At 71.7% G+C, this 17,308-nt stretch carries 14 protein-coding genes; 3 read left to right on the top strand and 11 right to left on the bottom strand.

All coding sequences use genetic code 11. The annotated features are described in order from the left end of the window. Positions 1-94 precede the first annotated feature (94 nt). The 6 genes from whiA to ACZ6S6_RS00785 form a co-directional block, all read right to left on the bottom strand. Positions 95-1,084, bottom strand: a complete 990-nt coding sequence (gene whiA, locus ACZ6S6_RS00760; protein WP_024494235.1) for a DNA-binding protein WhiA — start codon at positions 1,082-1,084, stop codon at positions 95-97. Continuing rightward, a complete protein-coding gene (locus ACZ6S6_RS00765; RefSeq protein WP_362961998.1) occupies positions 1,075-2,109 on the bottom strand; it encodes a gluconeogenesis factor YvcK family protein in 1,035 nt (344 codons plus the stop codon). The genes whiA and ACZ6S6_RS00765 overlap by 10 nt, the downstream gene beginning before the upstream one ends. Next, the gene (gene rapZ, locus ACZ6S6_RS00770) at positions 2,106-3,071 is read right to left on the bottom strand and encodes an RNase adapter RapZ (protein ID WP_362961996.1); all 966 of its coding nucleotides are present in this window, start codon (positions 3,069-3,071) and stop codon (positions 2,106-2,108) included. Before rapZ ends, ACZ6S6_RS00765 begins: the two co-directional genes overlap by 4 nt. Then, entirely contained in the window at positions 3,068-5,176 is a 2,109-nt protein-coding gene (uvrC, locus tag ACZ6S6_RS00775) for an excinuclease ABC subunit UvrC (protein WP_469702738.1), read from the bottom strand. The genes rapZ and uvrC overlap by 4 nt, the downstream gene beginning before the upstream one ends. Before the next feature lie 152 nt (positions 5,177-5,328). After that, entirely contained in the window at positions 5,329-6,243 is a 915-nt protein-coding gene (locus ACZ6S6_RS00780) for a hypothetical protein (protein WP_469702740.1), read from the bottom strand. A 4-nt stretch (positions 6,244-6,247) separates the two neighbouring features. Continuing rightward, positions 6,248-6,859 carry a papain-like cysteine protease family protein gene (locus tag ACZ6S6_RS00785; protein ID WP_469702744.1) on the bottom strand — a complete coding sequence of 204 codons (612 nt, stop codon included), beginning with the start codon at positions 6,857-6,859 and terminating at the stop codon, positions 6,248-6,250. Between the two features lie 227 nt (positions 6,860-7,086). On the opposite strand from ACZ6S6_RS00785, the gene ACZ6S6_RS00790 reads away from it, so the two are divergent. Further along, positions 7,087-8,013, top strand: a complete 927-nt coding sequence (locus tag ACZ6S6_RS00790; RefSeq protein WP_362961986.1) for a hypothetical protein — start codon at positions 7,087-7,089, stop codon at positions 8,011-8,013. A gap of 32 nt (positions 8,014-8,045) precedes the next feature. On the opposite strand, the gene ACZ6S6_RS00795 is transcribed toward ACZ6S6_RS00790, so the two are convergent. Continuing rightward, the gene (locus ACZ6S6_RS00795) at positions 8,046-8,474 is read right to left on the bottom strand and encodes a Rieske (2Fe-2S) protein (RefSeq protein WP_362961984.1); all 429 of its coding nucleotides are present in this window, start codon (positions 8,472-8,474) and stop codon (positions 8,046-8,048) included. Between the two features lie 250 nt (positions 8,475-8,724). Then, a complete protein-coding gene (uvrA, locus tag ACZ6S6_RS00800) occupies positions 8,725-11,790 on the bottom strand; it encodes an excinuclease ABC subunit UvrA (protein ID WP_469702750.1) in 3,066 nt (1,021 codons plus the stop codon). Between the two features lie 175 nt (positions 11,791-11,965). Between uvrA and ACZ6S6_RS00805 the strand changes: the two genes are divergently transcribed. Both ACZ6S6_RS00805 and ACZ6S6_RS00810 read left to right on the top strand, forming a co-directional pair. Continuing rightward, positions 11,966-12,658, top strand: coding sequence for a maleylpyruvate isomerase family mycothiol-dependent enzyme (locus ACZ6S6_RS00805; protein WP_469702753.1), 693 nt, complete (start codon positions 11,966-11,968; stop codon positions 12,656-12,658). A 10-nt stretch (positions 12,659-12,668) separates the two neighbouring features. Next, positions 12,669-13,325: an MBL fold metallo-hydrolase gene (locus tag ACZ6S6_RS00810; protein ID WP_362961978.1), complete on the top strand. Its 657-nt coding sequence runs from the start codon at positions 12,669-12,671 to the stop codon at positions 13,323-13,325. A 75-nt stretch (positions 13,326-13,400) separates the two neighbouring features. Here the strand turns inward: ACZ6S6_RS00810 and ACZ6S6_RS00815 are convergent, their stop codons facing one another. The 3 genes from ACZ6S6_RS00815 to ACZ6S6_RS00825 all read right to left on the bottom strand — a co-directional run bounded on the left by ACZ6S6_RS00815 (position 13,401) and on the right by ACZ6S6_RS00825 (position 17,299). Continuing rightward, positions 13,401-14,402 (bottom strand): TerC family protein, encoded by a 1,002-nt coding sequence (locus tag ACZ6S6_RS00815; protein WP_469702756.1) that lies wholly within the window; start codon positions 14,400-14,402, stop codon positions 13,401-13,403. Positions 14,403-14,661: 259 nt separating this feature from the next. Continuing rightward, positions 14,662-16,599: a TerD family protein gene (locus ACZ6S6_RS00820; protein ID WP_469702760.1), complete on the bottom strand. Its 1,938-nt coding sequence runs from the start codon at positions 16,597-16,599 to the stop codon at positions 14,662-14,664. 121 nt (positions 16,600-16,720) lie between these two features. Beyond that, positions 16,721-17,299, bottom strand: a complete 579-nt coding sequence (locus ACZ6S6_RS00825; protein ID WP_362961973.1) for a TerD family protein — start codon at positions 17,297-17,299, stop codon at positions 16,721-16,723. Between the last annotated feature and the right edge of the window lie 9 nt (positions 17,300-17,308).

Below are 17,308 nucleotides of genomic sequence, written 5' to 3' on the forward strand. Positions count from 1 at the left end.
GTTGCCCTCCCCCGCCCGCTGCGGCGATTACGCAGTGTCAACGCCCCTGGGAACGTGGCGCGTTCCGGCTCCGGTCCGCCGGCGGGGGTCCTGATCAGCCGACCAGGCCGTCGGCCAGCTCTTCGCTGAGGGTGGATTCCGTGCTCGGGATCCCCAGGTCCTGGGCCCGCTTGTCGGCCATCGCGAGGAGCCGGCGGATACGGCCCGCGACGGCGTCCTTGGTCAGCGGCGGATCGGCGAGGGCGCCCAGCTCCTCCAGGGAGGCCTGCTTGTGCTCCATGCGCAGCCGTCCGGCCGCCGCGAGGTGCTCGGGCACCTCCTCGCCCAGGATCTCCAGCGCGCGCCCCACACGGGCACCCGCGGCCACCGCGGCCCTGGCCGAACGGCGCAGGTTCGCGTCGTCGAAGTTGGCGAGGCGGTTGGCGGTGGCGCGGACCTCGCGCCGCATCCGCCGCTCCTCCCAGGCGAGCACCGACTCATGGGCGCCCAGCCGGGTGAGCAGGGCGCCGATCGCGTCGCCGTCGCGGACGACGACCCGGTCCACGCCGCGCACCTCGCGGGCCTTCGCCGCGATGGAGAGCCGGCGGGCGGCACCGACCAGCGCGAGCGCCGCCTCCGGCCCCGGGCAGGTCACCTCCAGTGAGGAGGAGCGCCCCGGCTCGGTGAGCGAGCCGTGCGCCAGGAAGGCCCCGCGCCAGGCGGCCTCGGCATCACAGGTGGCCCCCGAGACCACCTGCGGGGGAAGCCCGCGGATGGGACGGCCGCGGCCGTCCACCAGACCCGTCTGGCGGGCCAGCTGGTCGCCGCCCGCCACCACCCGTACGACGTAGCGGGAGCCGCGCCGCAGCCCGCCGGGTGCCATCACGATCAGCTCCGAGCTGTGCCCGAAGATTTCGAGAATGTCCCGCTTCAGCCGGCGCGCCGCCATCGCGGTGTCCAGCTCCGCCTCGATCACAATCCGGCCGCTCACCAGGTGCAGCCCACCCGCGAACCGAAGAATCGCCGAGACTTCTGCCTTCCTGCAGCAGGTCCGGGTTACGGGAAGCCGAGAGATTTCGTCCTTCACCGCTGGCGTCATCGCCATGGGCCGATCCTTCCATGCATCCGAAAAATACGGTCGTACGCGGCGGCCAACAGCTCCGGATCGTGAATCGGAACGCCGTCGGGTGAGGCCACCGGCGCCAGCTCGACCGCGGCACCGAGCCGTTTTGCGGCATCGGAGAGGGACTCGCGGTCGGGCACGGCAGCCTCGTCGGCCAGCACCACGTCCAAGGCGAGTTTAGGGGCGTGTCGTCCCAAAACCTCCAAATGACGCTGCGGAGAGAAGCCATCTGTTTCACCGGGTTGCGGCGCGAGGTTGAGCGAGAGGACCTTTCGGGCCTTCGTTTCGATCAGCGCGTCCAGCAGATCGGGGACGAGCAGATGCGGAATGACCGAGGAGAACCAGGACCCCGGACCGAGCACCACCCAGTCCGCGTCCAGGACCGCGGCGACCGCCTCCGGGACGGCCGGCGGGTCGGCCGGGACGAGGTGCACGGACTGCACCTCGCCCGGGGTGAGCGCCACGGTGGCCTGGCCGCGCACCGTGTCCACCTCGTCCGGACGCTGCGGGTCGTGTCCCCGTACGAGCGCCTGGAGCTCCAGGGGCACGGCGGACATCGGGAGCACCCGGCCCTGCGCCCCGAGGAGCTTGCCGACCAGGTCCAGGGCCTGGACGTGGTCGCCGAGCTGCTCCCACAGGGCGACGATCAGGAGGTTGCCGACGGCGTGCTCGTGCAGATCGCCCTTGGACTGGAAGCGGTGCTGGATGACCTGGGCCCAGGTCTGGCCCCAGTCGTCGTCGCCGCACAGGGCGGCCAGCGCCTTGCGCAGATCGCCGGGCGGCAGTACGCCCAGCTCCTCGCGGAGCCGGCCGCTGGAGCCGCCGTCGTCGGCGACGGTGACCACGGCGGTCAGATCACCCGTGATCCGCCGCAGCGCGGTCAGCGAGGCGGACAGCCCCATGCCGCCGCCGAGGGCCACGACCTTGGGCTGTGCGCCGCGCTTGCGGCCGGACAGCGCGGAGGTGGCTCTGCGCAGCCGGCGCAGACGTATGGTGCGACTGGTCACTCGCGCCCCATGTCCCGATGTACGAGCACGGTCTCGATCCCTTCGGAGGCCAGCCGGGCCGAAAGCTTCTCCGACATGGCGACGGAGCGGTGCTTGCCGCCCGTGCAGCCCACGGCGATGGTCACGTAGCGCTTGCCCTCGCGGCGGTATCCGGCGGCGATGAGCTGGAGCAGCTCCGTGTACTGGTTGAGGAACTCCTTGGCGCCCGGCTGGTCGAAGATGTACGCGGAGACCTCCTCGTTGAGCCCGGTGAAGGGGCGCAGTTCGGGGACCCAGTGCGGGTTGGGCAGGAACCGGCAGTCCACCACCAGGTCGGCGTCGACCGGCAGCCCGTACTTGAAGCCGAAGGACATCACCGTGGCGCGGAGCTCCGGCTCCTCGTCGCCCGCGAACTGGGCGTCCATCTTGGCGCGCAGCTCGTGGACGTTGAGGCTGGAGGTGTCGATCACCAGGTCGGCGTCGCCGCGCAGCTCGCGCAGCAGGTCGCGCTCGGCGGCGATGCCGTCGACGATGCGGCCGTCGCCCTGGAGGGGGTGCGGCCGGCGGACCGATTCGAAGCGGCGCACCAGCACGTCGTCGGAGGTCTCCAGGAAGACGATCCGCCGGGTGACGCCCTTGGCCTCCAGGTCCGCGAGGGACTCCCGGAGGTTGTCGAAGAAGCGGCGGCCGCGTACGTCGACGACGACGGCGATCCGGGCCACGTTGCCCTGGGACCTGGCGCCGAGCTCCACCATGGTGGGGATCAGCGCGGGCGGCAGGTTGTCGACGACGAACCAGCCGAGGTCCTCCAGACACTTGGCCGCGGTGCTGCGTCCGGCGCCCGACATACCGGAGATGATCACCAGCTCGGGGATGGCCGCCGTGCTGTCGCCCGTCTCGGCCGGGGTACCCGTACTCATGTGTCCTGCTCCGTCTGCTCGGTCGGTGCGGTCGTGCCCTTGTTCCTGTTCGCGCTCAGTCATGTCGTACTGCCCCCGTCGTCCTCTTCAATGATCTCTCCTGTGGCCGTGTTCACGGCGGGCGTGGCCGGGGTGGTCGAGGCCAGCGCGACGGCCACTGATTCCGCCGTCCTGCGGCCTATCCCCGGAACCTCGCAGATCTCGTCGATTGTCGCCTGCCTCAGCTTCTTCACGGAGCCGAAATGCTTGATCAGGGCCTGCTTCCGGGTCTCGCCCAGACCGGCGACGGCGTCCAGGGGGCTGGAACGGATGCGCTTGGCCCGTTTGGCGCGCTGGTAGGTGATGGCGAAACGGTGCGCCTCGTCGCGGATGCGCTGGAGGAGGTAGAGGCCCTCGCTGGAGCGGGGCAGGACCACCGGGTCGTCGTCATCGGGCAGCCAGACCTCTTCGAGGCGCTTGGCGAGGCCGCAGACGGCGATGTCGTCGATCCCCAGCTCGTCCAGCGCCCGCTTGGCCGCGGCGACCTGGGGCTGCCCGCCGTCGACCACGAGGAGCTGCGGCGGGTAGGCGAACCGCTTGGGCCGGCCGTCGTCCTCGCGGGGCTCGGCGGCGGAGTCCGGCGCGGGGTTCTGGGGGGCGGGGTCCGGGGCGGGGTTCTGGGGTGCGGGGTGCGCGGGCGCGGAGTCCGCGGGCGCGGGGCCCGTCTGCGCGGGGTCCGTCTGCGCGGGGCCCGTGTCCGCCGGGGTCTCCTCCCACTCCCCCGTGCGCTCCTTCTCCTGGAGGTAGCGCCGGAAGCGGCGCCCGATCACCTCGTGCATCGAGCGGACGTCGTCCTGTCCCTCGAAGCTCTTGATCTGGAAGCGGCGGTACTCCCCCTTGCGGGCCAGCCCGTCCTCGAAGACGACCATCGACGCCACCACGTCGTCGCCCTGGAGGTGGGAGATGTCGAAGCACTCGATGCGCAATGGTGCCGTGTCCAGGCCGAGCGCCTCGGAGATCTCCTCCAGGGCGCGGGAGCGGGTCGTCAGGTCGGACGCCCGCTTGGTCTTGTGCAGCCCCAGGGCCTGCTGGGCGTTGCGCTGGACCGTGGCCATCAGGTCCTTCTTGTCGCCGCGCTGCGGGATGCGCAGGCTGACCTGGGAGCCCCGGCGGCCGGCCAGCCACTGGGAGACCGCGTCGGGGTCCTCGGGGAGGGCCGGGACGAGGACCTCCTTGGGGACGGCGTCCCCGGCCTCCTCGCCGTACAGCTGCTGGATCGCGTGCTCGACCAGTCCGGAGGTGTCGACGTTCTCCACCTTGTCGGTGACCCAGCCGCGCTGCCCGCGCACCCGGCCGCCCCGGACGTGGAAGATCTGGACCGCGGCCTCCAGCTCGTCCTCGGCGACCGCGATGAGGTCGGCGTCGGTGGCGTCGGCGAGCACGACGGCGCTCTTCTCCATGGCGCGCTTGAGCGCCTCGACGTCGTCGCGGAGCCGGGCCGCCCGCTCGTACTCCATCTCCTCGGCCGCCGCCATCATGTCCTTCTCCAGGCGGCGGATGTACGCGCCGGTACGGCCGGCCATGAAGTCGCAGAAGTCGTCGGCGAGTTCGCGGTGCTCCTGTGGGGTGACCCGGCCGACGCAGGGGGCCGAGCACTTGCCGATGTAGCCGAGGAGGCAGGGGCGGCCGGTCCTGGCGGCGTTCTTGAACACCCCGGCGGAGCACGTGCGGACGGGGAAGACCCGCAGCATCAGGTCGACCGTCTCGCGGATCGCCCAGGCGTGGCCGTACGGACCGAAGTAGCGCACGCCCTTCTTCTTGGCCCCGCGCATGACCTGGACGCGCGGGAACTCCTCGTTGAGCGTGACCGCGAGGTACGGATAGCTCTTGTCGTCGCGGTACTTGACGTTGAACCTGGGGTCGTACTCCTTGATCCAGGAGTACTCCAGCTGGAGCGCCTCGACCTCCGTGGAGACGACGGTCCACTCCACGGACGCGGCGGTGGTCACCATCGTGCGCGTACGCGGATGGAGGCCCGCCAGGTCCTGGAAGTAGTTGGCCAGGCGCTGGCGCAGGTTCTTCGCCTTCCCGACGTAGATCACCCGGCGGTGTTCGTCGCGGAATCTGTAGACCCCCGGGGAGTCGGGGATCTGTCCCGGCCTGGGGCGGTAGCTGGAGGGGTCTGCCATGTCTCCCACCCTACTTGCGGGCAGTGACAGCGCGGCGTGCCCGTGGACGGCGCCGTGCTCCGGAGCGCGCGTGGGGTACGCGCCCCGGAGCACGGGGTCATCGGTCGCGGGCGGCTCCGGCGGTCAGCCGCGCCCCTGCCCCGCCGGGCCGCTCACCCGGCCCGGCGGCGGCGCAGGGCCTTCGCGCCGCAGAGGCCGAGCACGGCGGCGGCGCCCGCCGCCGCGGCGCCGGAGGCGGCCGTCAGCGCGGTGTCCGCGCCCTGGTCCGCGCCGGTGTCCGCCGCGATGGCCGGCCCCGGCCGGGCGGCGGCCGCCTCGGGGTGTCCGGCGGCCGGTTCCGCTCCGGCGGGCCCGTAGCCGCCCGCCCGGCCCGAGCGGGCGTATCCGGAGCCGGGGAGCTTGTCCGCGTACGCGGCGTGCACCCGGCTGCGGTAGGCGGCCAGGGTGGTGCCGTGCGCTCCGACCGCGTTCACCGCGTCCTGGTCCAGCGGGAGCACCCGGCTGCCCTTCTGGACGTACCAGGCGTTGATCTGCGGCTCCCGGAAGACGGTGCCGCCGGGCAGTGCGCGGGCGCCCGCGGCCGCGTACCGGGCCTCGTCGTCTCCGCTGGCGATGTTCACCACCTGCCACCGCCCGTCCTTCCCCGGCTCGGGCAGCGTCCACAGGGACGCCTTCTGCCCGTCCGAGGAGACGGCGGTGCTGGCGAGGTAGTCCAGGCCGGCGACCGGGGCCCCCGGTTCACCGGCGACGAAGTCCGCGGCCAGGGTGCGTACGGGCACGGCCGCGCCCTCGATCCGTGGGGCGGCCGCCGCCCGGGTGACCGCGCCCTCCCGGGCGAAGAACCGGGACAGGGTGTCCAGGGTGGCGGCGTCGGTGGCCGCCTCGTGGGCCGCGGCCAGGGCTGCCGGAGTGGCCGCGGGACCGGTGGCGGCGGCCGCCTGCGGGGCGGCGACGGTGAGCAGTGCGGACCCGGCCAGCACGCCGGCCGCGGCGAGGGCCGCCGCGGCGGAGCGCGCGGTACGTGCGGTACGTGCGGCGGGGTGGGCCGGGAATCCGGTGGAGGTCATGCCGTCACGCCCCGATCCGGTAGAGCGAGTGGGTCCAGGAGAACTCGCTGTTGTTCACGTACCAGGCGTGCGAGGCCCAGTTGTAGCGGTTGTCGGAGGGCCAGGGATCGCCCCAGTAGACCCAGCTGTTCGCGTCGTCGTAGCCGTACAGGACGTGCATGTGGCCGCCGCCCGACGACCACTGGATGCGGGTCTCCACCGGCCTCCCGGCGGCGATCTCGGCCTGCACGGTGGGATAGCGCAGCCAGCCGGTGACGTACGAACCGGGGCGGATGCCCGCCCAGGACAGACCGTCCTGGACGTTGCCGAGCGAGGCCTGCGAGTTGGGGCACTCGTAGCCCTGGGCCCGGCCGAACGCGGCGTTGCAGAACTCGTTCTGGGTGTAGTCGCGGCCGTACCAGGCAGTGACGGTGTTGCCCGCCGCGGCCCAGCACCAGTTGGTCTTCTGCTGGGCCTGCATGGTGATGTTCAGCCGCTGGGCCGCGGCGAGGGTGGCGGTCGGTGCGGAGCGGTTCTGCTCCGACGCGGTGGCGGTCGCCGCAGGTACGGCGAGCAGCAGGGCGGCGAGTACGGCCGTGACCGACAGCCGTCGGGGCCTGACTCTTCGGTTGCGCATGGCGGTCCTCCCGGGGCGGGGGGTGGGGGTTCCAAGGAGCGCGTCCGGACGCTGTCGAGGAGCATCAACCGTTGTCGGGAACGGGTCAACACGCTTCAATGCGGGGGAACACCGCGGTGTGAACGCCAGGGGCGGACGCGTGAACGCCTCCCCCTGGCCACCTGCGGACCGGCATCCGCCGGCGCGGCCCCGCTCCCGCACGACGTGAACGTTCACCTGGAGGACCCATGCAGCACACCGAGGCCGAACTGGCGCAGGTGCTGCACACCGGCCCGTTCCATCTGGCGCTGCGCACCGCGCTCTCGGTGCGCGGGCTGCCGCTCCAGCGGGTGCAGCACCATCTGGCGCACCGCGGGGTCAAGGTCGGTGTGACCAGCCTGAGTTACTGGCAGCAGGGGGCCAGGCGCCCGCAGCGCCCCGAGTCCCTGCGGGCCGTGAAGGCGCTGGAGGAGGTGCTGGGGCTGCCGGGGAACTCGCTGCTCGGGCTGCTGGGGGCCGGGGAGCCCCGCACCGAGGCCGACCGCCCGCCGGCCCGCTCGTACCGTTCCCTGGTGGACGGGTCCGGCGCGGTCGAGCGGCTGCTCACCGCGATGGAGTCACCCGCGGACGGGGGGCTGCACACGGTGGGGCACCAGGAGCGGGTACGGATCGGGCCCGGCCGCCGGATGCAGCGCCGGAGCTCCCAGCATGTGGTGCGCGCCCACCGCGACGGGATCGACCGCTATCTCGCCGTGTACCGCGGCGATCCGGGCTGCGATCCGGCCCGGGTCGGGGTGAGCGCCCGGGAGAACTGCCGGACGGGGCGGGTCCGCTGGGACGCGGAGACGGGGGTCCTGGTCGCCGAGCTGCTCTTCGACACCCGGCTGCGGGCGGGCGAGACGTACCTCCTCGGCTACGGCTTCGAGGACGGTACGGGAGGGCCGTGCGGCGAGTACGTGCGCGGTTTCAGCTTCGGCGGCGGGCAGTACGTGCTCCAGGTCCGGTTCGACGAGGAGGCGCTGCCGGTACGGTGCCGGCGCTTCGCCCAGGTGTCCACGGGGGCGCCGCGCGGCGCCCGGACGGACCTCACCCTCACCGGCCGGCACCGGACGGTCCATCTGGTGGAGCAGGGGGTGCGGCCCGGTCTGGTCGGCATCGACTGGGACTGGGAGTGAGACGGGCCGCCGCCGCTGCCGGGCGGGCCGGTTCAGGCCTCGGGGCCCGCGACCAGTCGTCCGCCCTCGACCCGGACCGGGACGGAGGGCAGCGGCACGGTCGCCGGACCGTGCACGGCCTTGCCTGTGGTGGTGTCGAAGAGGCTGCCGTGGCAGGGGCAGTGCCCCTCGTTGTCCTCGACCTTGTCCAGCAGGCAGCCCGCGTGGGTGCACTGGGCGCTGAACGCCTTGTACTGGCCCTTGGCCGGGCAGCTGACGATGACGCGCTGCTCGCGGTAGAGCTTGGACTCGCCGACCGGGACCTCGTCCGGGGCGCCGAGCTCGACGGGTGCGGTGGGGGTCGGCGTCTGGGCGTGCCCGAGCTTCGAGTCGGTCGAGCAGGCGGCCACTCCCAGCCCGGCGGCGCCCGCGAGAGCGGCGCCCTTCAGCACGGTACGGCGGGCGGCGGGCTGGCCGGACATGCGGTCTCCACTGGTCGGAGGGGATTCGGTGCGCCAGAGGTGCCCAGGACGGCAGAGGCGGCGGAGGCATCGGTGACGTAACCGACGATACCGGCGGAGACGGACGCCCCTGCGCCCGGCCCGGTCGCACCCGGTCGTGCCTGGTCAGAGCCGTGTCCGTCGGGCCGGGGCGGCGAGGCGGGCCGGCCGGCTCCGGACACACGGCGAGGCGGTGGTTCCCGGTGCCGGGAACCACCGCCTCGGCCGGCCGTCAGGCCTTGCGCGCGCCGGCCGTCTTCTTCGCCGCCGTCTTCTTCGCCGCGGGCTTCTTCGCCACGGCCTTCGTCACCGCGGGCTTCTTCGCCGCGGCCGTCCCGGTGGCCTTCGCCGTCGCCGTCTTCCTGGCGGGGGCGGAGGTCGCGGCGACCGCCTTCTTCGCGGCCGTCCTGCGGGCCGGCTTACGGGCCGGGGGAACCGCCGCCTCGCTGACCCGGTCCGCGTCCAGGATGCCCTGGAGGAACTTTCCGGTGTGGCTGGCGGGGACACCGGCCACGTACTCCGGGGTGCCCTCGGCGATGACCAGACCGCCGCCGTTGCCCCCCTCGGGACCCATGTCGATGACCCAGTCGGCGGTCTTGACGACATCGAGGTTGTGCTCGATGACGATCACCGTGTTGCCCTTGTCGACCAGCCCGGAGAGCACCTTGATGAGCTTGGAGATGTCCTCGAAGTGCAGACCGGTGGTCGGCTCGTCGAGCACGTACACCGTGCGGCCGGTCGAGCGCTTCTGGAGCTCGCTCGCCAGCTTGACCCGCTGTGCCTCACCGCCGGAGAGCGTCGGCGCGGACTGGCCGAGCCTGACGTATCCGAGGCCGACCTCGTTGAGCGTCCGCAGATGCCGCGCGATCGTCGGCACGGCCTCGAAGAACGCGAGGCCCTCCTCGATCGGCATGTCCAGCACCTCGGCGATGGACTTGCCCTTGTAGTGGACCTCCAGGGTCTCCCGGTTGTAGCGCGCTCCGTGGCAGACCTCGCACGGGACGTACACGTCCGGCAGGAAGTTCATCTCGATCTTGATGGTGCCGTCGCCGGAGCAGTTCTCGCAGCGGCCGCCCTTGACGTTGAAGGAGAACCGGCCCGGCAGGTAGCCGCGGACCTTGGCCTCCATCGTCTCCGCGAACAGCCTGCGGACGTGGTCGAAGACACCGGTGTACGTGGCCGGGTTGGACCGGGGCGTACGGCCGATGGGCGACTGGTCGACGTGCACCACCTTGTCGACGAGATCGTCCCCGTCGACCCGGGTGTGCCGGCCGGGGACCGACTTGGCGCCGTTCAGCTCGCGCGCCAGGTGGGTGTAGAGGATGTCGTTGACCAGCGTCGACTTCCCGGAGCCTGAGACACCGGTCACGGCCGTCAGCACCCCGAGCGGGAAGGAGACGTCGATGTCCTGGAGGTTGTTCTCCCGGGCGCCGTGCACCGTGAGCAGGCGCGAGGGGTCGACGGGACGCCGGACGTCGGGCATCGCGATCGACCTCTTGCCGGTCAGGTACTGACCGGTGATCGACTTGTCGTTGGCCAGCAGCTCCTTGAGCGATCCGGAGTGGACCACCTTGCCGCCGTGCTCACCGGCGCCGGGGCCGATGTCGACGATCCAGTCGGCGACCTTGATGGTGTCCTCGTCGTGCTCGACGACGATGAGGGTGTTGCCCATGTCGCGGAGCCGGACCAGGGTCTCGATCAGCCGGTGGTTGTCGCGCTGGTGCAGGCCGATGGACGGCTCGTCCAGCACGTAGAGCACGCCGACCAGGCCGGAGCCGATCTGGGTGGCGAGCCGGATGCGCTGGGCCTCGCCACCGGACAGGGTGCCGGCCGCGCGGTTCAGCGAGAGGTAGTCCAGGCCGACGTCGACCAGGAACCTCAGCCGCTCGTTGACCTCCTTGAGCACCCGCTCGGCGATCTTCTTGTCGCGGGCGTTCAGCTTCATCCGGCCGAGGAACTCGGCGCACTCGCTGATCGACATCGCCGCGACCTGGGCGATGGACTTCTCCATCACCGTCACCGCGAGGACGATCGGCTTGAGCCTGGTGCCCTCACAGGTGGGGCAGGGCACCTCGCGCATGTAGCCCTCGAAGCGCTCCCGGCTGGAGTCGCTCTCCGCCTCGGAGTGCCGCCTCTTGACGAACTGCACCGCGCCCTCGAAGGAGGGGGTGGTGTAGGCGCGCTCGCGCCCGTACCGGTTGCGGTAGCGGACCTCGGTCTGGATCTTGTGGCCGTGCAGCAGGGCCTTCCTGGCGCGCTGCGGCAGCCCGGCCCAGGGGATGTCCGTACGGAATCCGAGGGCTTCGGCGAGCGCCTTGATCTGCCGCCCGAAGTACTCCTTGGTGTGGCCGTGCGACCAGGGGTGGATCGCGCCCTCGTCGAGGGACTTCTCCTCGTCCGGGACGATCAGCTCCGGGTCGACCTCCATCCTCGTACCGATGCCCGTGCAGTCGGGGCAGGCGCCGAAGGGCGAGTTGAAGGAGAAGGAGCGCGGCTCCAGCTCCTCGAAGGAGAGGTCGTCGTACGGGCAGTAGAGGTGTTCGGAGTACATCCGCTCACGCTCGGGGTCGTCCTCGGGGAGGTCGACGAAGTCGAGCACGACCATGCCGCCGGAGAGGCCCAGCGCGGTCTCGACCGAGTCGGTCAGCCGGCGCTTGGCGCTGTCCTTGACGGTGAGGCGGTCGATGACCACCTCGATGGTGTGCTTCTCCTGCTTCTTGAGCGCGGGCGGCTCGGAGAGCTGGATGGTCTCGCCGTCGACCCTGGCCCGGCTGTAGCCCTTGGTCTGCAGATCCGCGAAGAGGTCGACGAACTCGCCCTTGCGCTCGCGCACCAGCGGCGACAGGACCTGGAAACGGCTGCCCTCGGGCAGGCCGAGCACCTTGTCCACGATGGCCTGCGGAGACTGGCGCGAGATCGGCCGGCGGCACTCGGGACAGTGCGGCTTGCCGATCCTGGCGAAGAGCAGCCGGAGGTAGTCGTAGACCTCGGTGATGGTGCCGACCGTCGAGCGCGGGTTGCGCGAGGTCGACTTCTGGTCGATGGAGACGGCGGGCGACAGGCCCTCGATGAAGTCGACGTCCGGCTTGTCCATCTGGCCGAGGAACTGCCGGGCGTACGAGGAGAGCGACTCCACGTAACGGCGCTGCCCCTCGGCGAAGATCGTGTCGAACGCGAGCGACGACTTGCCCGACCCGGAGAGCCCGGTGAAGACGATGAGGGAGTCGCGGGGAAGGTCGAGCGAGACGTTCTTGAGGTTGTGCTCGCGAGCGCCACGGACGATGAGACGGTCGGCCACGCCGGTCCGCACCTTTCTAGAGAGAAGCGGGGGAACTGAGCCCCTGCCCCAGGATATGGGGGGTGCCACAGCGTTGTACGGAGCTTTCAACTCCGAGCGTATAGCACGCGCATTCGATTTACGGACGGCTGATAACTCCTTCACCCAAATGAGTGGCGGGGCTACGCTCGGCCCCATGATTGATCACGTGCACGACCTGGACGCCCTACGTGAAGCGACCGGCCGGCTGCTCAGCGCCACGGAGAAACTGGACGACTCCGCGCTTGCCTCGCCGTCGCGACTGCCGGGCTGGAGCCGGGGTCATGTCGTCGCGCACCTCTCACGTAACGCCGACGCGCTCGTAAATGTTCTCCAGGGCCGGCCGATGTACGCAGACAGCGAAACCCGCGACCGCGACATCGAGCGCGACGCCCCCCGGCCGCGGGCCGAACAGCTGGCCGATCTGTCGGAGAGCGCGGCCCGCTTCGTGGCCGCCGCTTCGGCCCCGGCCGACTGGTCACGCACCGTCGCGATGCGCAACGGCGTGACGGACTCCGCCTCCCGCATCCCCTTCCGCCGCCGCATCGAGGTCGAGCTGCACCATGTCGACCTGGGGGTGGGGTACGAGCTGGAGGATCTGGCCGACGACTTCACCGCCCGGGAGATCGACTTCCTGGCCGAGCGGTTCGCCGGACACCCGGACATCGTGTCCACAGGCGTGGCCGACGGCAGGGGCCGGTCCTGGACGACCGGCGGCGGGGCGGCGGGCGGCCCCGTCACCGTCCGCGGTACGGCTCCCGAGCTGCTCGGCTGGCTCAGCGGGCGCCGCGACGGGTCGGCGCTGACCGTCGAGGGCGGGCTGCCCCTGCCCGCGCTGCCCTCGCTATAGGCTGAGACGTATGACGTACAGCGGAGCGGTCAAGGTCGGCGGGCGGGCGGACGTGCACGAGCTGACGGATCTGATGATCTCCAAGGTCGCCGTCGGCCCGATGAACAACAACGCCTATCTGCTGCGCTGCCGGGCCACCGGCGAGCAGCTCCTGATCGACGCGGCCAACGACGCCGGCACCCTGCTGGGGCTGATCGGTGACGACTCGATCGCCTCGGTCGTCACCACCCACCGGCACGGCGACCACTGGCAGGCCCTGGGCGAGGTCGTGGCGGCCACGGGCGCGCGTACGTACGCCGGGCGGTACGACGCCGAGGGGATCGAGGTCCCGACCGATGTGCTCGTCGAGGACAACGACACCATCCGGGTCGGGCGGGTCGCCCTGACCGCCCGCCATCTGACCGGGCACACACCGGGGTCGATCGCGCTCATCTACGACGACCCGCAGGGCGCTCCGCACCTGTTCACCGGGGACTGCCTCTTCCCGGGCGGGATCGGCAACACCTTCGAGGACCCCGAGGCGTTCGTGAGCCTGCTGCACGATGTGGAGACCAAGCTCTTCGCCCCGCTGCCGGACGAGACCTGGGTCTACCCGGGCCACGGCGACGACACCACGCTGGGCGACGAGCGTCCGCGACTGCCCGAGTGGCGCGCCCGCGGCTGGTGAAACGGCCCCGGTGACGTCCGCACAGCGGATGTCACCGGGGCCGCACCGTAGGCGTCACCGGGCCTGACGGCCGGTTCAGGCGTCGATTCCGGCGCCCTTCTCGGCGTCTTCCCCGGCCTTCCGCGCCTCCGCCTCGGCCGTCTTCTTGTTGGCGAGGAGGCTGGTGATCGTGGTGATCACCAGCACGCCGCAGATGACGCCGAGCGAGACCGGGATGGAGATCTCGGGGACGTGCACCCCGGACTCGTGCAGGGCGTGCAGCACCAGCTTGACGCCGATGAACCCGAGGATCACCGAGAGCCCGTAGCTGAGGTGGACCAGCTTCTTCAGCAGACCGCCGATCAGGAAGTACAGCTGCCGCAGACCCATCAGGGCGAAGGCGTTGGCGGTGAAGACGATGTACGGGTCCTGGGTCAGCCCGAAGATCGCCGGGATCGAGTCCAGCGCGAACAGCACATCGGTGGTGCCGATGGCGAGCATGACGACCATCAGGGGCGTCAGGACGCGCTTGCCGTTGTTGCGGATGAAGAGCTTGGTGCCGTGGTACCTGTCGGCGACACCGAAGCGGCGCTCGATCGTCTTCAGGAGCCTGTTCTCCTCGAACTCCTCTTCCTCCTCGTCGGCCCGCGCCTCCTGGATGAGCTTCCAGGCGGTGAAGATCAGGAACGCGCCGAAGATGTAGAAGACCCACGAGAAGTTGGCGATGACCGCGGCGCCCGCGGCGATGAAGACCGCCCGCAGCACCAGTGCGATCAGTACACCGAAGAGCAGCACCCGCTGCTGGAGGTGGGAGGGCACCGAGAACTTCGCCATGATCAGCACGAAGACGAAGAGGTTGTCGACACTCAGCGATTTCTCGGTGATGAATCCGGCGAAGAACTCGCCCGAGGCCTGGGTCTCGCCGAAGACGAGCAGGCCGAGCCCGAAGAGGGCGGCCAGCGCGATCCAGACGACCGTCCAGATTCCGGCTTCCTTCGTCGACACGTCATGAGGCTTGCGCCCGATGAAGAAGTCGACGGCGATGAGGGCGCTCAGACCAAGAATGGTCAGCGCCCAGAGGGTCCATGAAACGTCCACTGCGCCTCCGGCAGTTCGCTACGGCTACTGATCAGCGTCGTCGCTGCCGGAGGTCTCTTCCACCTGGGCGCGCGGGCTGCGCGCCTGGCCGGCGCCCCGGGACCGGTCACAGTCCGTACTGACGGGAACGCCGCGATCGGGAGTACTCCCCTCCGCTCAAGAAACAGTACAGGAATTACCAAGGGATGGTAAAGAGGAGGCTAAATAAACCCCAAAAGCCCAGGTCAGGGCGGTGGTAGGCGAACGGGGACGGAGCGGGTCAGCGGGGTCCGGTGCGGCGGGCGGCCGCCACCTGGGCGAGCACCAGCTCGAGAACGCCACTGCCGGGAGGCGTCCGCAACGGCTCGTACGTCCAGGCGTGGCCCACCCAGGGGTCGGCCAGATGGTCGTCGGCGACCGGGGTGATCCGGAGCAGCGACCGCCACAGCGGATCGAGCACCGGCCCGAACCCGGAGGCGTCCTCCCGGTCCGCGACCATCAGGAGATGGACGCCGACGGACGGCCCCTCGTCCGCGAGGTAGCGCAGCTGGGTGACGGCCCGGTCGTCGAAGCCGTGCGGGAAGTCGTTGACGATCAGCAGCTGCTCGGCCGGGTCCAGATCGGGCGGCAGCGAATCCGCGGCGCCGGCCCGGACCGCCATCTGCACCAGATCGACCCGCCGGGTGAGCTGGGCGAGGACCGAGGACACTCCCCCGGGACCGGACGCGGGCGGGCCCGCGAGAACCCCGGAGCGGACCAGCGGGGCGAGCGCGGCCGCGGCGGAGCCCGCCGGGTCGATGACGTGGACCGAGAACTCGCCCGCCGGGTAGACGGCGAGCAGCCGGGCCGCGTGCAGGACCGCGCTCTCCATGGCCAGCCGGTGCAACTGGTCGCTGTCCGTCAGGGCGGCGGCCTCGGAGGCCGGGCGCCCGCTGTCGATCCAGATCCCGCGCTCCAGCGGCAGCCGTACGAGCAGCGGGATGCGCAGGGAGGCGCTCTCCGGCAGGTGCAGATCACCGATCCGCAGCGCCATCGGGATCTCCATCGGAACCCGGTAGGCGTGCCAGACGGGGTTGTCCCAGCCCGCGTAGGGGGCGGGGAGCGCGGGTTCCACCACGGCGGACTCGGCGGCCAGCTGGGCGAGGTCGCGCTCCAGCGCCTCGCGGGCCCGGCCGGTCAGCTCGTCACGCTTGGCGCGGGCCTGCTCACGGGCCGGGTCGCCCGCACCGCCTGTCCGGCTGCGCGGGTCGGACAGGGTGCGCTCCAGCTCCTGGTCCATCCGGGACTCGGCGAAGTCGACGGCGCTGCGGTACGCGGCGGTGGTCCTGGCCAGGTCCTCGAACATCCCCCAGATCTGGTTGTAGAGGCGCTCGTCCATGGACCATCCGGTCGCGTCCCCGGCAACGGGCCGCGCCGGCTCTCCGGGCCCGGCGGGCGGCGCGGCGGGAGGGGGCGGCGGGGGCGCGGCGGGCTGGCGGCGCGGGTGCGCGTAGTCGATGGGTCCGGACGGGACGGCGGCCGGGGCCGGGGGCTCGGGCTCGGGCCGTGGGGAGGCCGGGGGCCGGGCGGGGGGCTGCCCGCCGCCCGGTATGGGTGCGGGGCCCGCCGCGCGCCTGACCCGGTCGCCCTCCGGGCTGCGGGGCGGGGGCGGTGACACGGAGCGGGCCGTGCCGCGGGCGACCGCCTCCTGGATCGAACCGGCCAGTTCGGCCGCCCGGTCCACGCCCTGATCCGCGAGCATCGCGGCGAGACCTCCCGCATAGCCCTGGCCGACCGCGCGGACCTTCCAGCCGCCCTGACGGCGGTAGAGCTCCAGGGCGGCGACCGCGGACTCGGTGTCCAGCCCGGTCAGGGTGAAGGTGGCGATCTCGGTGCCTTCGAGACCGGTGACGGCGACGAAGGGCGCCGCCACGGCTCCGAACCGGGCCGGGCCGCCCGCCTCCAGCGGCAGGGCCAGCAGCACCGTGACCCGGTGCACCCCGTCGGGCAGGGCGTCGAGGTCGACGGCGAGCCGGTGGTCGGCGGCCGCCTGCCTGGACACTTCGAGCCCCGGCAGGTGCGGCGAGCCGGGGTGGGCGATCCGCTCGACGCCGTGCACGGTGCCGTGCTCGTCCCCGAGCGTGGCGCCCGCCACGACGGGCGTCCCCGCCGAAATCCGGATCTCCAGACGGGTCTGGGGCAAGGTGTGGTTCTGCCCCCGGACCAGCTCGGCCGTCATTGCCCTGTCCCCTCGACGAGTTGCCACCGCGCGGCACGGTGCCGCGATGCGGTGCAGCTCCCGGCGGCCGATGCCTCCGGGAGCTGCGGTTACCGATACGGACCGGCTGGTCCGGCCCTGCCTACAGGTGCGGCAGGATCGCCGGCATGAGGTCCTGGAAGGTGCGGCCGTTGGCCGGGGTGCCGATGGCGGTCATCTGCCAGCCGTTCCCCGCGCGGTGCACCTTCGCCATGATCTGAGCGGTGTACTGCCCGCCGCCGTCCAGCGTGTAGCGGGCCAGCTCCTGGCCGTTGGTCTCGTCGACGATGCGGCAGAAGGCGTGTCGGACCTCCTGGAACGTCTGGCCGGTGAAGGAGTTCACCGTGAAGACGATCTGGTCGATGTGGACCGGCACCCGCTGGAGGTCGACCAGGATCGCCTCGTCGTCGCCGCCGGAGCCCGCGCCGCCGACCAGGTTGTCCCCGGTGTGCTTGACGGAGCCGTCGTCGCTGACGAGGTGCCGGAAGAAGACGACGTCGACCGGCTGCTTGTCGGCGAACAGGACCGCCGAGGCGTCCAGGTCGATCTCCCGGGTGCGCGAACCGAACAGACCGCGACGCGGCGCCGCCTGCCAGCCGAGCCCCATCCGTACCGCGGTCAGGGTCCCCCCGTCGCTCTTCTGCAGGCTGATGGCCTGGCCCTTGGTCATGTTGACCGTCACGCGCTGTCC

It is taken from the genome of Streptomyces sp. NPDC048671 (genome assembly GCF_055587045.1).

Excerpts from the sequence above, each read along its gene's own strand:
- ACZ6S6_RS00795 (WP_362961984.1), bottom strand. The coding sequence starts at position 8,474 with ATGTCCGGCCAGCCCGCCGCCCGCCGTACCGTGCTGAAGGGCGCCGCT.
- whiA (WP_024494235.1), bottom strand. The coding sequence starts at position 1,084 with ATGGCGATGACGCCAGCGGTGAAGGACGAAATCTCTCGGCTTCCCGTA.
- rapZ (WP_362961996.1), bottom strand. The coding sequence starts at position 3,071 with ATGACTGAGCGCGAACAGGAACAAGGGCACGACCGCACCGACCGAGCA.
- ACZ6S6_RS00820 (WP_469702760.1), bottom strand. The coding sequence starts at position 16,599 with ATGACGGCCGAGCTGGTCCGGGGGCAGAACCACACCTTGCCCCAGACC.
- ACZ6S6_RS00790 (WP_362961986.1), top strand. The coding sequence starts at position 7,087 with ATGCAGCACACCGAGGCCGAACTGGCGCAGGTGCTGCACACCGGCCCG.
- ACZ6S6_RS00780 (WP_469702740.1), bottom strand. The coding sequence starts at position 6,243 with ATGACCTCCACCGGATTCCCGGCCCACCCCGCCGCACGTACCGCACGT.
- ACZ6S6_RS00810 (WP_362961978.1), top strand. The coding sequence starts at position 12,669 with ATGACGTACAGCGGAGCGGTCAAGGTCGGCGGGCGGGCGGACGTGCAC.
- uvrC (WP_469702738.1), bottom strand. The coding sequence starts at position 5,176 with ATGGCAGACCCCTCCAGCTACCGCCCCAGGCCGGGACAGATCCCCGAC.
- ACZ6S6_RS00785 (WP_469702744.1), bottom strand. The coding sequence starts at position 6,859 with ATGCGCAACCGAAGAGTCAGGCCCCGACGGCTGTCGGTCACGGCCGTA.
- ACZ6S6_RS00805 (WP_469702753.1), top strand. The coding sequence starts at position 11,966 with ATGATTGATCACGTGCACGACCTGGACGCCCTACGTGAAGCGACCGGC.